Below are 17,192 nucleotides of genomic sequence, written 5' to 3'. Positions count from 1 at the left end.
GCCCCAGGCAATGCCGGCCGTACTCATCAATAAAAGACCGACCAGCGGCGGCGCAGCAGCACCCGGTGCGACTAGGTAGGTAAATCCCGAAAAAGCGATGATCAGTCCCAGCCATTCGAGCCGGTTCGGCCGCTCGCCTGTGATAAGGCCGCGGCATAAACAAAAAGCATGCTTGCAGCGCTCCAGCTGCCTTTGGAGCCGGGCACGCTTTGAGAAGGAGTGACGCTAAGAATTATGAGAAGGACGGCGACGGCGGATAGAAGACGAATAATGGTGAAACTCGATGGATCTATAGCGTCCTCGCCAAGGGCGAGCCGACAGAGGATGGAGTTGCCGGCAAAAGCAATCAACGCAAGTGTTGTATAAACCGTAGTTTTCACTTTGAAATACTTCCTGAAATCTCTTCGGTCACCGACTTGCTCACTGTTTTGACAACTGCTCTGACAACTGCTCTGACAACTGTTCTGACAACTGTTCTGATAAACAAGGTGCTGAGAGAGTTGCCAGAAGCAACCAGGCTTACCAGCAACTATAGGCACCATGGATTCCTTTTTGTTCCGATATTGTCCTACCCGGCTGCTCGGCATGACATGGCGCAGGGCTTCACGGTGGATAACGGGGCACTATTTGTACGATAATGGTGCACGAATTCTGGTGTGGTAAAGCAGCGTATTGGTCGGGAAGTTTTCCGGTACTCGGTCCCCATCCAGAGTAGATAAAAATAAAGGTAGGGCGTCAGCATAATGAATGGCCTGTTAACGTTGCGATCACTTGAGTCGCGACGACATCCGTTAAAAAGTTCTGCGGTTAGCGTTGTTCGTTCCGTTTTCCTGAGTTGTCTAGCCCTCGGGGCGTTGTCTGGCTGCTCTGAGTCTGTGGTAGAGCCCGAGAGTCCCGGTACTCAGGCGCTCACCAGTCTGATGACAGCTGAGCAGTATCAAAACTCTCTGGGGTACATTTTTGGCCCTGGGGTCGACTTGCAGGTGGAGTTTGCACCCGTAGCGCGCACCGAGGGTCTTCTTGCGAATAGCGCGTCTATCGCCGGTGTCAGTAGCGCTCAGTTGCAAGGCATTCAAGGCGTTGCCGCGAGTGTTGCCAAGCAAGTTGTCGATGCGACTCATCGTAATTACCTCGTTCCCTGTAAGCCCTCGGCCATGGATGAGCCAGACCAAGACTGTGCGACGGAGTTTCTTTCTCGGGTTGGGCGGCTTTTGTTTCGGCGCGCGCTCACAGAAGAAGAAATCACCATGTACGTTGAGCTTGCCGGCACGGCGGCGAGCGACCTCGAAGATTTTTATGCGGGTCTGGAGATCGCTCTTGAAGGAATGCTGATAAGTCCTGAGGGGCTTTTTGTTATTGAGCGTGTCGAAGCTGACCCAGATAATCCCGGGCAGCTGCGTTTAGACGCTTACTCCTTGGCATCCAGGCTGAGTTTTTTCTTGTGGAATGCGGGGCCAGATGATGAGCTCTTGTCAGCGGCGGAGAGCGGCGAACTGCAATCCGAGGGAGGCGTCGAGCGATCCGTAGAACGCATGCTGGCGAGCCCACGCCTGACCCAAGGTATGCGCGCATTCTTCGACGATATGTTTGCCTTTGAAGAGGTAAAGACCCTCGCCAAGGATTCGACTATCTACCCGGAATTTACTGGAGTGACGGCTGAAGACGCGCGAGAGCAAACACTGCGGACTACCATTGATCATCTGCTGGTCAATGACGACGACTACCGCGACCTGTTCACAACGCGGTCTTCGTTTATGTCGCCGGCCCTGGCCATTATTTATGGCGTGGCTGCGCAGCCAGGCTGGTCGCCGGTGACCTTTCCTGAGGACAGTCCTCGCGGAGGTCTACTGACGCAAGTCAGTTTTTTATCTCTCCACGCACACCCGGGGCGGAGCTCGGTCACTTTGAGAGGACAGGCACTGCGTGAGTTGTTCCTGTGTCAGACCGTACCCGAACCTCCGCCAGGCATAGACTTTTCAGTGGTGTCCAATCCCAACTCCCATTACCCCACACAGCGAGAACGTGTTGCTGCACATCTAGAAACACCGTCTTGCGCAGGTTGTCACAGAATCACCGACCCCATCGGCTTGTCCTTAGAGCAATTTGACGGGGCGGGTGCTTTTCGCCTTACGGAAAATGGCGCCACCATTGACGCCAGCGGCGGACTCGATGGCTATGAGTTCGATGGCGCGATTGGTCTGGGGCAGGCTTTACGGGAGAACCCCGAGTTGCCGCGCTGCCTCGTTCAGCGCGTGTACAGCTACGGTACGGGCGGGCCTCCGGAGCTCGAGGCGAGAGCAGTGATGGATTATTTCAATGATGAATTTGCGCAGGACGGTTACCGCCTTCGAGAGTTACTGCGAACGGTGGCACTAAGCAGCGCTTTTTCTAGGATTCAAAAGGGCCCTAGTGACGTTAGTGATTCGGAGTCCCCTGAGAACCAGGTTGCCGATGTAAGTTCTAACTAATTGATCCAGTAAATATGTAGGTCATGGATACACAGGAGAGTTGTTATGAGTAAGTGGAATAGACGTCGAGTGCTGAAAGGCATGATGAACGGCGTCGGAGTGTCCGTTGCTCTGCCTTTTCTCGAGGTTTTCCTCAATGGAAGCGGGACAGCCTTGGCGTCTGGTCGACCTATGCCTGTGCGGTTTGGCACCTGGGGCTACGGTCTCGGTGGAACCTCAGATATCTTTGTGCCTAAAAAAGTGGGCGCTGGATATGACCTTCCTGAGGAGATCGCCTCCTGGGAGCCGGTACGCGACGATATCAATCTCTTCACTAACGGATCGGCATTTCCCGACGCGTCGCCAAACAACAATCACTTCACCGGTTGGGTTGTCTCAAGAACGGGAGTGGCGCCCGAGGTGAATAGCATCGTTCCAGCGGAAACCATCGACGTCACCGTTGCCAAGCAGATTGGTCGGGCGACGAGGTTTAGCTCGCTTACTGCGACTGCCACAGCCGATGCCCGAGATACCTATAGTTACTTGAATGCCGCTACCCCGAACGCGCCAGATTGGTCGCCTCTCCAGTTCTACAAGCGTCTTTTCGGGCCAGAGTTTCAGGACCCCAACGCCGAGGAGTTTAATCTCGACCCACGGCTAATGGCGCGAAGAAGCGTTCTGTCCAGCGTGATGGATCAGTCACGCACGATGATGAAGGCGGTAGGAGCGGAAGACCGAGCCCGCCTCGACCAGTATTTTACCGGCTTACGCCAGTTGGAGACGCAGTTCGATCATCGCCTTACCAAGCCGGAGCCCATTGCCTCCTGTATCGCTCCGGGTGAGGCTCCGGTGAACCCTCTCATGGACAAGTCCGCGGATGCTGTAAAGCTTCGCCACAAAATGATGACTGAGTTGATGGTTATGGCTATCGCCTGTGATCAAACTCGTGTCTTTAACATGACTTATTCTGCGGCGTTTTCTTCGATTATTAAGCCGGGATACCCCAAACCGCATCACACCTGCACCCACGAAGAACCCGTTGATGGTGCGCTGGGTTACCAGCACCACGCATCGTGGTTTACGCGCCGGGCAATGGAGTCTTGGTCGGACTTTGTGGCTGCCTTCAAGGCGATCCCCGAAGGTGATGGAACGCTGTTGGATAACGTGCTGATTCTGGGTACCACCGATGTCGGATATGCGCGGACTCATGCTATCGACGGAATGCCCGTGTTCCTTGCCGGTCGTGCAGGGGGCAAAGCCAAAAGCGGAATTCATGTCGATTTGAAGGGGGGCTCGGTATCGCAGGTAGGCTACACCGCCCTGCGCTTGCTCGATATCGATACGCCGTCTTGGGGGACTTTAAGTAACAAGACCTCCGAGCCCATTGCTGAGGTGGTGGCCTGAGTGGTGCACACCATGGGCGTAAACAACAGTTCATTGACGCATCGTAAAGCGACTGCCCTTAGCGCCGGGCACATAATCGGAGCAGCCTCCGTTGTCATTTTCGGGCTGTTCTCTGCACAAACTTTTTCTCAGTCACAAACCGGTTGGCAGACCGACTCACAGCTGGGTTCTAAATACTGGCAGTCTGCTGACAGTTCTGCGCAAGAAGCTTTTATCGAAGAGCTCACGCCGCCCGGGATTCAGGTGGTGGTGACTGCTCTTGAGGGCCCGGTGTACGCCGATGAGCAAGGTCGCACGTTGTACAAGTGGCCTCTCAGTGCTTTGCGTAATGGGTCCACTGGCGATCGAAAAGACGGTCCTTCTAACTGTGGAGACGAAGTTATAGAAGTCTCCGCAGGCTTGATGAGCCCCTATCCACCCAATCTTTTGCTTCCGGAAGAACAGCGCGTCAGCTGTTCAAGTGTTTGGCTGCCACTGCTTGCGGATGCTGATGCCGAGGAGTTGGATAAGTGGACCGTGACGGAGCGTGCCAACGGCGATCGACAGTGGTCCTACGACGGGTATCCATTGTATCGCTCCCATTTAGATGAAGAGCTTGGTGATGTCTTTGGCGGATCCAAGATTCGCTCGCGCAATGACGGCGGCGTAGTTCGGGTACCGGTAGGGCCACCCTCAGATGTGCCCGCGGGGTTCAAAGTGATTCCCAGCACTACGGGAAGGCTCTTGGTTAACAAGGACGAATTTTCTGTTTATGCCTGGGATGGGGATGAACCCAATAAGTCTAATTGCGATCTGGAATGTCTGAAGGACTGGACACCTGTGCCCGCGCCGGGGATCGCAATGAGCCGCGGTGAGTGGACAGTGGTTAAGCAGTTGTCGGGATTCAATCAATGGGCCTTTCGCGGGCAACCCCTATATACCCATAACAACGATCCTGGTACTCGCAGCTTCGTGGGTGGTGATGTCCCTAACTGGCGAGCCCCCCGTTGGCATAATGTTTATACACAGCGCGCTGTGACTCCGCCGAGTGAATTCACTGTGCAGGATGTCGAGTTTGGTGGGCAGGTTCTGGCGGATAGCCAAGGTCGTTCTATTTATCTTTACAACTGCCGCGATGATTCCATGTCGCAGATAGCTTGCGACCACCCCGGTTCTTCACAGGACTATCGTCTGGCCATTTGCGGCGATGGGGACCCCGAGCTGTGTAGGGCGACTTTTCCCTATGTTCTTGCGGGTGCAGACGCCGTGAGCGCAAGTAGCCTGTGGAGCGTTATTGATATTGATGAAGATAGCGGGAACCTTGCCACTGCAGACGGTGATCCCGACAAAGTTTTGAAGGTGTGGGCTTACCGCAAGCGCCCGGTGTACACCTATATTGGAGATAAGGAGCCCGGTGTCACCAATGGTGATGGCATCGGCGAGTTTACCGGTAGCCGAAACGGTTACAAAGTTTTCGTACTGCGGGATGATTTTGGCGAGAACGCATTTCGACGCTGAAAAATCTTCTGCACAACGCGGGCGTAGAACGCCCAGGAGAGCCAAGCAATGACACTCTTTTTACAATCTCCAGCACCCCGTCGATCTTCCGTGGCCAATAGCGTTCGGCTTTTAGGAAGTCCTTTACTCGCTGTGCTTGTGTCGATGGCAGCTTTGCCCGGGGTAGCGAATGCCGAATCTGTCAGTGGCAAGCGAATCGGGTATGTACTGACAGAGCGGCACTGGTCTGTTTATCAAACGGAGGACGCCAAGACAGAGTGCCCTCAGGGATTCAACATTGGACCCAGGGAGCAGTACTCAGAACTTTATCCTGAAGAGGGTGATGTGCTGCGCGCCGAAGTCGATACTCGGCTTGTGAGAGAAGGACGACGTTTTCACCTGGAGACTTCGGATGAACCGTTTCCGTTTTACGATGCGGTTGGTCCCAACGCCTATGGTGTGAACTTGGACGGGCAGGTTACCGAGGAAGACTTCACTAGTCCTGACGGCGTAGCGGGCATTGATAATCAGCTCAATCGCGCGCTTGCCTGTATAGCGATATACCGAGGCCCCGACGGAGCCTTCTACCACTTTTCGAACTTGTTCATGTACGGCAATGCTTATAACCGCTGGCTGATCGAATTGACGGGAGTCGACGATCTGACTAACGACGACGCGGTGACGGTCAACTTCTACCGTGGTCTGGACGATCTCGTTAGCGACGCCTCGGGGAAGGGGTTTGTGGCGGGCGGTACGCAGCGTGTTGACGGTCGCTGGGGCGAGAGCTTCCGGGGCGAAGTGCAGGGCCAGATAGTCGATGGAGTTCTCACAACGGAGCCCGCAGCTCATACCAAGTTCCCCTGGTCTTTTCCCGGTATTGGCGGTGGCTTTCACATTTTTCGCGACTTCCAGCTGCAATTGACGCTGACGCCTAAGACAGCGGAAGGCCTCCTTGCAGGCTATGCGGACGTCGAGCAATACAACCACCGCCTGAATCGCAACTGGACAACCCATCATCAGAGTTATGGTCAATTGTCAGCAGCTTCTTTGTATCGCGCCATGACGCGTTTGGCGGATGGGTATCCTGATCCTGATACGGGGGCCAATACCGCAATTTCTTCAGCGGTGGATATCAAGATGCATCAGGTGTACATCGTGCATCCCGATGACGACACCTTGGGGATTAATACGGCACAGCGCTAGTTCACTGAGAGCCACGGACAATAAATAAGCAAACAGGGGAGTATTTGATGAGAGTTCGACTGAGTTACCTGGGGATGGCGCTCACTGTGTTGCTGTCATCATTATCCGCGTTTAGCAATGCTGATGAGGCCAACATGTCTGCCGCAGGCGGGGGCCTCATAGATTTGTGGTCATCCGGGCAGCCCGCTTTTGGTCAGTATGTTACGCAATCTCATGGTGCAAACGACTCTCAGAAGTCTCCAAGCTATACGGTGCAAACTGGCTTGGATCTCGCTGCGAATCCTCTGCTGGATTTCGCGTTTCTCAGTCTTGAGCAAAAGTATGAATCTCAATCTGCGCAGAACGTTGCTCAAGGTATTCGCCAAGGAGCGGTGGATGCCGTTCAACTCCCGCTGCTTGTCCGTATTCCCCCGATCAATGTGGATGGCGAGGATGCGGCCAGAGCTCGCGTGCAAGAGCTCTTGGCCATGGGAGCCAATGGCGTAGTTATTCCCCATGTAATGGATCTGGACGAGGCTCGCGCTGCTATCTCCTTCTTTGAAGGCGCTAACGTCTGGTCTCCCGCTAATCCTGACGGCGACATCGTTGCCATGCTGATTATTGAGGATCCGGATGTATTCATGGAGCTTGAAGAAATAGCTAATCTCCCGGGATTCAGTGCGCTTGTATGTGGCATAGGTAGTCTGACCAGTGCTTTAGGTGGCGATAGAGTCGCAGCCGAAGCGATCAATCAACAGGTGTTGGCGGAGAGTAAGCGTGTGGGTAAGCCGAACCTAACGACGGTAGACCCAGAATCTGTCGCGCTTCGGGTCGAGCAAGGATTCCTAGGTTTGCTGGCCTACGGGCCGGAATCACAAGAATCAATCAAGCGCGGCAAAGCGGCCGCGGGTCGCTAGTTGCCAGAGGACGCTAATAATGGATAAGACAATGTCACGCCGTGCAGTGTTATTGCGAGGCCTTCAAATTCCTGTCGCGGGGGGATTGTTACTGGGTTTGGTTGGCTGCGAGAGCGGAGACAGTAACGGTAGTGCCGGGGTCGCGCTTGTGTGCGCCAACCCTGACGACATGACCTCTGCGCAGGCGAGTGTGCGAAAAACACTACGATATACAGAAGTTTCCGCTGATACGGCGAAAACCTGCGCCGGCTGCGCTTTCTTTTTTGCGACCGCCGATGGCTGTGGGTCCTGCGGAATTTTTGATGGGAACGCAGTTAATTCCGCAGGACATTGTGATTCTTGGAGTGCTGATTCTTGAGATTAACGACGCTGCTATTTGTGCTGCTTTCAGCGGTTAGTTCTCTGAGCTTGGCTAATACGAAGGACGCTGCGCAATCCGTCGAAGAAGACCGTGGTGCTTATCTTACGGCCGTTGGAAATTGTGTCAGTTGCCATACTCGTGAAGATGGGCCCGCTATGGCTGGCGGCCTCGAGTTCGAGACACCCTTTGGCACTATTTATTCGACCAACATTACGCCAGATGCACAGACCGGCATTGGTGATTGGAGTCTCGAGGAGTTTACCGCCGCTATGCGTGAGGGTGAGCGGCCCGACGGCAGTCACCTCTATCCAGTGTTTCCCTACACCGCATTCACGAAAGTGAGCGATGAGGACATCGCCGCCATTTATGAGCATCTTCAGACCATGGAGCCTGTGTCCTACGCGCCGCCGGACAACGATCTGGGGTTTCCCTACAACCAACGCTGGGGATTGGGGGTATGGAAGTCTGCGTTTTTCGACGAAGGGCGATACGAGCCTGATCCCGAGCAGTCAGAGGAGTGGAATCGCGGTGCTTACCTCGTCGAAGGCTTAGGGCACTGCGCCATGTGCCACTCTCCGCGCAACGCTGCTGGTGGCGTCGATGGAGACCTCCTCATGACCGGTGGTGTTTACATGGAACGTGTTGAGGGCAAGCTGTCAGCATGGTCTGCGCCTAACCTTACCTCTGCGGACAATGGTTTGGGTCAATGGTCTCACGAGGATATCGCGGACTATTTAAAGCTGGGTTTCAGTGAGCGCTCCGGTGTCTTCGGTCCCATGAACAATGTTGTCGTAAACAGTACACGTCACATGTCCGTTGACGATGTAGATGCGATGACGGTCTATCTTAAGAGCCTGCCGGCGAATTCTCAGCAGAGCGGAAAGCCGGCGACTGACGACGTTCTACGTGCTGGTTCAGTGCAATACGATATTCATTGCGGCACCTGCCATCTGCCGACAGGGGAGGGCTCAGCAGAGACGGGACCACCCGTACTCTGGAGTCCGGTAGTTTTGGATGTGAATCCCGAGACCTTGATCAATATCACCCTGTACGGCGCACAGCTTCCTCACACGCCACCTTCGACAGAATGGATGGGGCGGGGATGGAAGCGCATGGAGGCCTACGCCAACAAGCTGAGCGATGAGCAGGCTGCGGCATTACTGAGTTATATACGCAGCGCCTGGGGGCACGAGGCGGGTGCCGTGACACCTGAGCAGGTGGCTACGCAGCGCTAGACGTTTGTCTTAGCCCAGGTATGAGGGCTGCGGGGTGCGTTTACGCACCCCGTACTGGTTCCGCACGCGATGTAAGTCTTGGCCCCAGCTTTGTGCTGAACCCTATTTGCCCGTCGTTTGACAGGTAAGCGTCATTATCCGGCGGTGGTTTTCCTCGTGACGGCCGTCACATTTTCTCGGCGAAACCTGCCTATCTCGTGACTCAGCACGCACTTTTCTGGTCAGCAGCTGGCGTGCCTGTCTGGCGCTGTCAGAATCTCGGAGTAACAGATAACGAGTAGCGGAAATGAGTCGGCGTAGGGCGCAGCAGCGCCAAAGCAAATTAGTGGTCACCGGTGCAGGAGCTGCCTTTGCGCTTCTGCTCGCGCTTGTGTTTGCCGTTGCTGCTTCCGGCGATTCATCAGTAAGTAAGCGCTTGGACTCTGATTCTAAATCGTCTCGTTTACTGCGTCAGGCTAAGACGGACGGTGCGCAAAAGAAGCCGCAAGCGAGACTACTTGAGCTGTCTGGTGGCTCATCTAACTCCAGCGAAATACTGTCTCAGTTGGAGCAAGGTGAAAAAGAGTCAAGCTCTACTTTGGTGGATCCCTCAGCGGTGCCTGGCATGTCTAGAGGTTTGAGCTCGACCCTCCTTGGCGACGAATCAGTGTCCTCGCGAAACAACAGAGGTAATAGTGCTAGGGGCCTCTCGACGGGAGGCCGTACAACGGGCAGCCGGGGTCGTTCATCTGGCCGGTCTGGAGCTTTTGGTGGCTCTGGGGGCAGTGGCGCGGGAGGCGGCTTTGGCGCTGGTATCGCAGAGCAAAATGCTGGGCTTGAGCCTGTGGATATCTTCGAGGGTCTTGTACCCACGGAATTGAGCGAGTTTCCTGTCACCCCGGAAGAGTTGTTAGCTTTTGTTTCTAATAACAACTTTCGCAGGGGCGCCCCTCAACCCGAAGGATTTGATCCGTGCCGCTTCGGTGGGCTTGTGGTGAGTCCTTGTGTGATGAGCTCGACTTTTATACTGCAAGAACTGGATGTCTTGCCCGCTTCTGACGCACCCTTTGCTCCTCGAGTAGTCGTATTCTTTGATCCACCTTCCCCAGGCAATGGTGGAGGCAACGGAGGCCTGCCTGGTAACGGCGGCGAGAATGGAGGTGGCAACGGTGGTGGAAATGGCGGCGGAAACGGCGGCGGCAACGGGGGAACACCCGGGCAGTTCGGTGAGTCAACGCCGGTGCCAGTTCCAGCCCCCATATTCCTTCTTGGCTTCGGTCTGGTCGTTCTTCTCAGGCGCCCACGCCGAAGCTAGATTATCAACTACACGGCGTAATGTCTGATACATCGCTCGCCGTTCCAGCTTTCCAAAATCATCTATTGCCAGGCAACTTTAAAGCACTGAAGCGAGCTGCGTGTTCGTTTATGTGCTAATTTCCGCACTAATTTGTACGAATTATGCCGTGTAGTCAGGGCGAGACTTATTTTTTATGGTTTAAGTCCGCTCAGATGGTGTGTCTCGCGGAAGTTTTTTTGAAGCGGTTGAGACTTGGGGATAGAGCAAAGATCTCATGCTGGAATTAATTAAGCTGACTCCAGACCAACTTGAAGTTGGGATGTTCGTATCTGGTCTTGATCGATCATGGCTTGAAACTCCCTTTAAAGTTCAGGGCATAACGATCCAGAGTCAGGAAGATATCAGGCAGCTAGCCGCGCTCTGTGAATACGTCTTTGTAGATAAGCAAAAGAGCATAACTCTCGAATTGGATACGGGCAGCCAGTCGTCTCCATCAACTTCCAATCGGTCACTCAAACGCGCCGCCGCAAAAGCCCGTCCTCGCCTGGAAAAGTCCGAATACCTCGAGGGGCGAGAGCTTAGTCCCTATAGAGACGAAACGGACTGGCACACGGAATACCCCGAAGCGACGAAAGCGGTAACCACGTTGTCAGAGAGCGTAGAGGGCATGTTCCAAGCCTTGGGAAGGGGAGACAGGCTGGACTTGTTGGGCATCAAGCAGTCGGTCAACCCGATGATCGACAGCGTGGCTCGAAATCCTGACGCCTGTATTTGGTTGGCAAGACTCAAACAGTCAGATGAATACACCTATCAGCATTCGGTAGCGTGCTCGGTGTGGGCGGTGGTCATGGGGCGGCAGCTGGGATTGCCGAAAACCGATCTGCGCTCTCTTGCGATAGGCGGTTTGCTCTTCGATGTTGGAAAACTGAAAGTGAGTGATGAGCTTTTGCGGAGTCCTAAGCGTCTCACCGGCGCCGATCTAGATCTTGTGCGGCAGCATGTCTTTTTTGGCGCGGAGATGGCCAGAGAAAAGAGTAATGTGAATGCAGACATTACCGCCATGATTTTGCAGCACCATGAGCGATACGACGGCAGCGGTTATCCCGACGGTTTGCAGAACCAAAAGATCCACGTGTTTGCTCGCATTGCCGGAATCGTGGACTGCTATGACGCCCTCACTTCCCATAGAAGTTATGCACCGGCCATAGCGCCGTCTCAAGCGATTAAGCACCTCCATGAAGTTAAGGATATTGAGTTTCAGGCGGAGCTCGTTGAGGAGTTTACTCAAGCGGTGGGTATCTATCCTGCGGGCACCCTGGTGGAGCTGTCCTCAGGTGAGGTCGCCGCTGTAATCTCGGAGTATCGTACCCGGCGACTTCGTCCGCGAGTCATGGTGCTACTTGATGAAAACAAGCAGCCGCTGCGCAACGTTCGCTCTCTTGATCTAATGGAAACGACGCATGACGACACTGGTGCGCCCCTTGATATCGTGACGAGTCTGCCGCCCGAGGCTCACGGTATCAGTCTCAGTGATTTGGGTTTCTAGCGTGACAGCCGGAATGCCTAGTGTTCGAGATGCGTTCCTGCACAGACTCCAGGAATTGGGCGAGAGGGCGGAGGCGGGCGCCGACGATCTCGCTTTGGTTTTAGTGGATCTTAGCAACCTCAGGCATATCAATCATCAGCACGCCTTCAGCATCGGCGATGCTTTGTTGGAAGAGCTAGAGACGCAGCTCTTCGCTATGGCTACCCGTGATCGCACCGTGTTCCGCATTTCTTCTCACACTTACGCTGTGATAATGCCGCAGGTTGCTCAGTTGGCACTGCTGCCTGTAGTGATAGGGCGAATGCGATCGCTATTGGAAAAGGCTTTAGAGATGGATGCTGATCTCATGCCGGCAAGGCTCTTGTTTGGGGTTGGCGTTAATCGCGGTGGAAGCCAGTCCGCATTGCTAACGCTTACCGCGGCTGAGGCCCATCTTGCAGCGCTGCGCTCAGGCAGCTACGGCGATCTTGATGACTTCCTGGTGTCGGATGTGGATGAAGAGACTCAGCTTAATCAGCTCCTTCAGCCTTTTGCAACAGCATTGCAGAACAACGAGTTCGCGCTCTTTTACCAAGCGAAGGTGGATGCACATTCGGGGCAGCTAGTAGGCGCCGAAGCGCTGTTTAGATGGCCTGATCCCAAACGAGGATTTATTTCTCCGGAACTTTCCATTCAGGTTGCGGAGACCAGTAATCGCATTTTTGAGTTGACAAAGTGGGTCGTGCACACCGCAGCGAGGCAGCATCAAGAGTGGTTCGAGGCTGGGATTGTGGTTCCTTTGTCCGTGAATATTCCCCCGAGCATCCTCACCCGACCCGACTTGTCAGCAATGCTAGAGGGAGCTCTGCATATCTGGAACATGCCGGAGGCGCAGCTTACTCTGGAGATTACCGAACAGGGATTAATCCACGATCCCAAGAAAGCAACGAAGGCCATGAAGCTCCTGCGAGACAAGGGGTTCAAAATTTCCATCGACGATTTCGGTACGGGGTACTCCTCGCTGTCCTATTTTCACGATATTCCCGCAACAGAACTCAAGATAGACCGATCATTTGTGATTCGTCTGGCTCATTCCGTCAAAGATCAAGGCATTGTGAAAACCATCAGAGAGTTGGCGGGAATTTTTGACATGCAGGTCGTCGCCGAGGGTGTCGAGGATATGGTCACTTTGAACCTTCTTCGCGATCTTGGGTGCGACGTTATTCAGGGTTTTGGCGTATCTCGCCCGATGCCCGCAGCCGAATTCGTAGATTGGTTGGGCTCTTGGGACAAATTGGAATCTTTCGAGGAGGCATTTCCTCAGCCCTCGAAAGTATGAAACCTTACGAGGGAGCCGCGCATCTGCCAACGCGGGACTGTGGGTGACAATCTGTCGTAGAATCAGGTCAACGACCGCTGTTTTTAGAATCTTTTGAGAGCCTCGTGCAAATCCCATTCGATGTATTAGAGATCTCCGCCCTTGGCTACTTTCTATTGCTGTGGGCGGGCTATGCGCGTTACGCCAAGTTTCGCGCTAAGAGAGATAAGGGTTCCTCTCTATCGCGTTCCTTACGGGGTCATAGAGAGGCCTGGGCTGAGCGTATGTTGAGTCGCGAGATGCGCATGACTGACGCATCTTTGTTGGCAAGCCAGGAGCGGGTAGTGGGGTTCTTTGCATCAGCTACTTTACTACTTATGGCTGGTGTACTCACGGCGTTGACAACCAGTGACCAGATAGCGGAACTCAGTTCTCACATTCCCTTCGCTGAGCACCAAAGTAATGGGCAGGTTGAGGCGAAGCTGGCGTTGCTCCTCGTTATTTTGATTTATGCCTTTTTTAAGGTTACCTGGAGCTTACGCCAGTATGGTTTTGCAGCGGTCGTGATGGGTGCCGCTCCCGATGTTCAGGAGGAAATAAGTCCAGAGCAGAAAGATCGCTTTGTCTGCAATCTGGCGAAGTTGATGGACTCTGCGGGTCACGACAACAACTCAGGCCTTCGAGCCTACTACTTTGGGCTGTCAGTAATGTGCTGGCTCTTTGGGACCGTGCCCTTTTTACTTGCGACAACGATCACAGTACTGGTGCTCTACCGTCGAGAATTCGTTTCGAACACGGTTCAGGCTATCAAACAATCTCTAGTGCTTCCGGTAGAAAAAAATGGCTAATTTCGGAGTTCTTTTCGCGCCCCTGGCGGTGCTCTTGGCGTCCTGTTCGGCGACAGATGTTCCCACTGATACCGCCGACTTAGGTCGCAGCGTGAGCATTGATGCGGTGTTTGAGAACATCGCGACCACCGGTCCTATTGAGTTTGAAAAAGTAACAGCGGCCACGTGGTCCGTACCGCTTTCGGGGCTTTTGAATCTTGAGCACCCCAAGGCGCAGGCCGCGGGTATCAAGGATCGCGATGAGGCGATAAGCGTTTACACCTATGTTCTCAAGCATCCGGAGCATGGCGTTTTTCTAATCGATGGCGGGGTGTCTGAAAGTTTCCGGGGTGCAGACAATAGCGACGTAAGCTGGCTCGTGGCCAACGTAATGAATATGGATGCGTTGACGGTACAGCGTTCAAATCGCGAGATACTCGCAGGGCTCGATGGAGAAGCTATTTCAGGAGTGTTTCTTACTCATATTCATCTCGATCACATCATGGGCTTCGATGACTTGCCATCGGGGATTGATGTTTTTTTGGGCCCTGGCGATGCCGAGTACTCGGCAGCCAATCATTTGGCGACGCGGGGAACGACCAACCGATTGCTGTCTCATGTTAGCCAGCTTCAGGAGTGGGCCTTTGATGAGTCTAAAGCTCTGGATGTTTTTGGTGATGGCAGCCTGTTCGCGATTCACGCCCCGGGGCACACTGCCGGCCTAACGGTGTACCTGGCACGCACCACTGCCGGCACGCAACTGATGATGGGCGATCTCACGCACACTCGATGGGGTTGGGAGAACGGGGTAGAGCCCGGTACCTATTCTGCAGACTTGCCTCGATCAGCCAAGAGCCTTACCTGGGTAAAGTCTCTGGTCGATCAGTATGATGCAGCAGGCAATATCATCACAGTGCATCCCGGACATCAGTCACTCTGATTCCATACTTTCGTCCGTTACACCAGGTCGATAGTCTCGACTCGCGAAGGGTAGTAGCTCCTCGAGTTCTAACCTGACAGCTTTATCTTTATGCTCGACAAACAGCGCTGCTTGATCCGCGTAGTGGGGTGACGACTTATCAAGTGTGGCGGAGCCAAAGTTGTGAATGGCCCGAGAGCTTACGTTACCATCGCGATCCCACTCTACAAACATGATGTAGCTGTCACCGGCAACGTTATACAGTTGCCCACTGACCGGATCCTCTTCTGTGTACACCGCGCGAAGCGTGTCCGGCCCGCCGTCTAGCGGCCAGCTTTTGTCTCCTCGTTGATGGCGAACCACCTCGCCATATTCGGGATCTATACGACCAAAGTGAGTGCGCAAATAGGACTCCGCGTTTTCCAGTTGCTGAGCGAGATCAACGCCCTCCGTTCGCCGGCGACTATCAATGAGGCGAGCCATAGTCAGCACTGCCAGGGCCGCCGCACGATTGTCACTCTGAGTGCCCCTGTTCCATTCTGTGAGGAGATCAAACGCCGGATTTAGTTCCACAGGGAGATGTTCCTTGCCCTGAGCGATGAACTCGCGAAGTCTGAGCATCGCTGGCAGCTCTCTGTCGTAGGAGACGTCGTATTTGATGCGATAGAAATCTTCTCGACTGATTTTTTCGCTGGCGCTTAGTAGCCGCTTAAGTCTCAATGCGCGATTTGTTGTGCCGGTCTCAATGCCCATCGTTTTCGAAAACTCTGAGGGTTGGGGCTGTCCTGCTCCAACGCTTGATAAATAGGGGCTGTTGTTCGCATTAAAGACAAAACCACTGGGAGGGTTGCGGGTTGCGGGGATGGCGCTAAACGGCAAGTAGCCATCCCAGATAAGCTCTGACCTATCTCCGGGCAGGTCCTTATGCCAATCCCAGCCTTCTACTCGTTCGGGAAACATCGCATTGTAGTAGTGGGCGATGTTGCCCTCTTTGTCCGCATAGACTTGATTGATGGAGGGCTGGCTCGCGATCGCTAACGCAGTCTCAAATTCCTGCATGTTTGTTGCTTTATTGAGCGCGAGATACTGATCAAGAGTTCCTACTTCACCCATCCCGGACCATCGGATTGCGAAGGTCCCGTGGTCCAGCTTCAACACGGGGCCGTGCTTCGATGAGTAGACCGGCTCCTTAAAAGTCCAGCGAAATGGGCCGAACACGCGCACCAGGATTTCTGCAGTGCGTGTCTCTAGCTCAATCCACTTTCCGTCCAAGAGGTACTCATTGTCGTTTTCTGGATTGATGGTGAGCTGATAAACATCGACTAGGTCGGGTTTATTCACCGTGCTGGACCAACCTAGATGTCGGTTATGACCGTGCAGAATGACCGGCGACCCAGGAAAGGTTGCTCCGGCCATGTCCCAGCCTTCCTCTGAATGCAATCGTGCTTCGTACCAGGCGACAGGGCCGGTCAGGGGCTGATGGGAGTTTACAAGGAGCCGCGTGTAGCCATCGCTGGATTTATGGGGAGCGATGGCTACGCCCTGACTGCCCAGTTCGGCGCGGGCTTGCTCTACAAAGGTAAGGGCCGTATCCCCCTGTAAGGCCAGCTCTCGATCGCTGCCATCAAACAGCGCCGATAATGTTTGATCGAAGCCGTAGAAGAGCGGCAGCTTAAAAGTGAAGCCCGCGATGAGATCTTTGCCGGTAAACGGCAAAACAAAACCCTCTACGATATCGGGGTTTTGCGCCGCATAAAGGTTGATGCCATTTGCGTAGGCTTCGGCGATATCTCTCGCATTTTGACTGAGCTTGCTTTGGTAACCCTCATCTACCGCTTCCCAAACACCCATGAGTTGAATCAGGTAATCAGTTTTTGCGGCGTCAGGTCCGCGCACTGCAGCGAGTTTTCCTCTGGTTGCCAGAACCACGTCTTGCAGAGTTGCAAAGTCATCCTCAGCTTGTGCATAGCCAAGTCCAAACGCTGTGTCGGCGTCACTCTCTCCATAGATGTGAGGTACACCAAATTCGTCGCGGATTAGCCTTACGTCATATTTCTCTCCAAGAGACAGAAGCGCTGTTGAATCAATGGTTGGCGGGCTAGTGCTAAGGATATTTGTTATCGCAGCAAGGGCGATGAACAGTACCAGAACCACCAGTAGGCGGGGCATTCGCATGGGTTTTCCCGAACTATGTGTCAAAGCGGTATGCTAACGCTTCTCCGCGTCACTTGCTTTGGGGCTCTCGCTTTCTCAGGGAGTTACTGGGTTATGCTTAGGGCCAAAAAACACGACGAGTCCAGCGCTT

14 protein-coding genes are annotated in these 17,192 nt (G+C 54.1%); 12 read left to right on the top strand and 2 right to left on the bottom strand.

Annotation, left to right across the window (positions count from 1 at the left end; all coding sequences use genetic code 11):
• Window positions 1–101: 101 nt before the first annotated feature.
• Entirely contained in the window at window positions 102–380 is a 279-nt protein-coding gene (locus AB8B76_RS05025) for a hypothetical protein (protein ID WP_405270872.1), read from the bottom strand.
• A gap of 363 nt (window positions 381–743) precedes the next feature.
• On the opposite strand from AB8B76_RS05025, the gene AB8B76_RS05020 reads away from it, so the two are divergent.
• The 12 genes from AB8B76_RS05020 to AB8B76_RS04965 all read left to right on the top strand — a co-directional run bounded on the left by AB8B76_RS05020 (window position 744) and on the right by AB8B76_RS04965 (window position 14,908).
• On the top strand, window positions 744–2,468 hold the full coding sequence (locus AB8B76_RS05020; protein WP_405270870.1) for a DUF1592 domain-containing protein: 1,725 nt from the start codon (window positions 744–746) through the stop codon (window positions 2,466–2,468).
• A gap of 45 nt (window positions 2,469–2,513) precedes the next feature.
• The gene (locus tag AB8B76_RS05015) at window positions 2,514–3,851 is read left to right on the top strand and encodes a DUF1552 domain-containing protein (protein ID WP_405270869.1); all 1,338 of its coding nucleotides are present in this window, start codon (window positions 2,514–2,516) and stop codon (window positions 3,849–3,851) included.
• 12 nt (window positions 3,852–3,863) lie between these two features.
• Window positions 3,864–5,348 carry a hypothetical protein gene (locus AB8B76_RS05010; RefSeq protein WP_405270868.1) on the top strand — a complete coding sequence of 495 codons (1,485 nt, stop codon included), beginning with the start codon at window positions 3,864–3,866 and terminating at the stop codon, window positions 5,346–5,348.
• A 48-nt stretch (window positions 5,349–5,396) separates the two neighbouring features.
• Window positions 5,397–6,530 carry a hypothetical protein gene (locus tag AB8B76_RS05005; RefSeq protein ID WP_405270867.1) on the top strand — a complete coding sequence of 378 codons (1,134 nt, stop codon included), beginning with the start codon at window positions 5,397–5,399 and terminating at the stop codon, window positions 6,528–6,530.
• Window positions 6,531–6,577: 47 nt separating this feature from the next.
• On the top strand, window positions 6,578–7,426 hold the full coding sequence (locus tag AB8B76_RS05000) for a host specificity protein (RefSeq protein WP_405270866.1): 849 nt from the start codon (window positions 6,578–6,580) through the stop codon (window positions 7,424–7,426).
• 19 nt (window positions 7,427–7,445) lie between these two features.
• Window positions 7,446–7,784 carry a high-potential iron-sulfur protein gene (locus tag AB8B76_RS04995; protein WP_405270865.1) on the top strand — a complete coding sequence of 113 codons (339 nt, stop codon included), beginning with the start codon at window positions 7,446–7,448 and terminating at the stop codon, window positions 7,782–7,784.
• Complete coding sequence (locus AB8B76_RS04990; RefSeq protein WP_405270863.1) at window positions 7,781–9,022, top strand: c-type cytochrome; 1,242 nt, start codon at window positions 7,781–7,783, stop codon at window positions 9,020–9,022. Before AB8B76_RS04995 ends, AB8B76_RS04990 begins: the two co-directional genes overlap by 4 nt.
• A 286-nt stretch (window positions 9,023–9,308) precedes the next feature.
• Window positions 9,309–10,316, top strand: coding sequence for a hypothetical protein (locus tag AB8B76_RS04985; protein WP_405270861.1), 1,008 nt, complete (start codon window positions 9,309–9,311; stop codon window positions 10,314–10,316).
• A 256-nt stretch (window positions 10,317–10,572) separates the two neighbouring features.
• Entirely contained in the window at window positions 10,573–11,844 is a 1,272-nt protein-coding gene (locus AB8B76_RS04980) for an HD-GYP domain-containing protein (RefSeq protein WP_405270860.1), read from the top strand.
• Window position 11,845: 1 nt separating this feature from the next.
• The gene (locus AB8B76_RS04975) at window positions 11,846–13,162 is read left to right on the top strand and encodes a putative bifunctional diguanylate cyclase/phosphodiesterase (protein WP_405270858.1); all 1,317 of its coding nucleotides are present in this window, start codon (window positions 11,846–11,848) and stop codon (window positions 13,160–13,162) included.
• Between the two features lie 104 nt (window positions 13,163–13,266).
• Window positions 13,267–13,989: a DUF599 domain-containing protein gene (locus AB8B76_RS04970; protein WP_405270856.1), complete on the top strand. Its 723-nt coding sequence runs from the start codon at window positions 13,267–13,269 to the stop codon at window positions 13,987–13,989.
• Window positions 13,982–14,908: an MBL fold metallo-hydrolase gene (locus AB8B76_RS04965; RefSeq protein ID WP_405270854.1), complete on the top strand. Its 927-nt coding sequence runs from the start codon at window positions 13,982–13,984 to the stop codon at window positions 14,906–14,908. The genes AB8B76_RS04970 and AB8B76_RS04965 overlap by 8 nt, the downstream gene beginning before the upstream one ends.
• Here AB8B76_RS04965 and AB8B76_RS04960 read toward each other — a convergent pair.
• Window positions 14,900–17,062, bottom strand: coding sequence for an acylase (locus AB8B76_RS04960; protein ID WP_405270852.1), 2,163 nt, complete (start codon window positions 17,060–17,062; stop codon window positions 14,900–14,902). The genes AB8B76_RS04965 and AB8B76_RS04960 overlap by 9 nt on opposite strands.
• Window positions 17,063–17,192 lie beyond the last annotated feature (130 nt).

This window comes from Congregibacter sp., from assembly GCF_045107095.1.
Taxonomy (GTDB): Bacteria; Pseudomonadota; Gammaproteobacteria; order Pseudomonadales; family Halieaceae; genus Congregibacter.
Note: the sequence above shows the minus strand (reverse complement) of the source record. Positions and strands in the feature narration are given on the sequence as shown.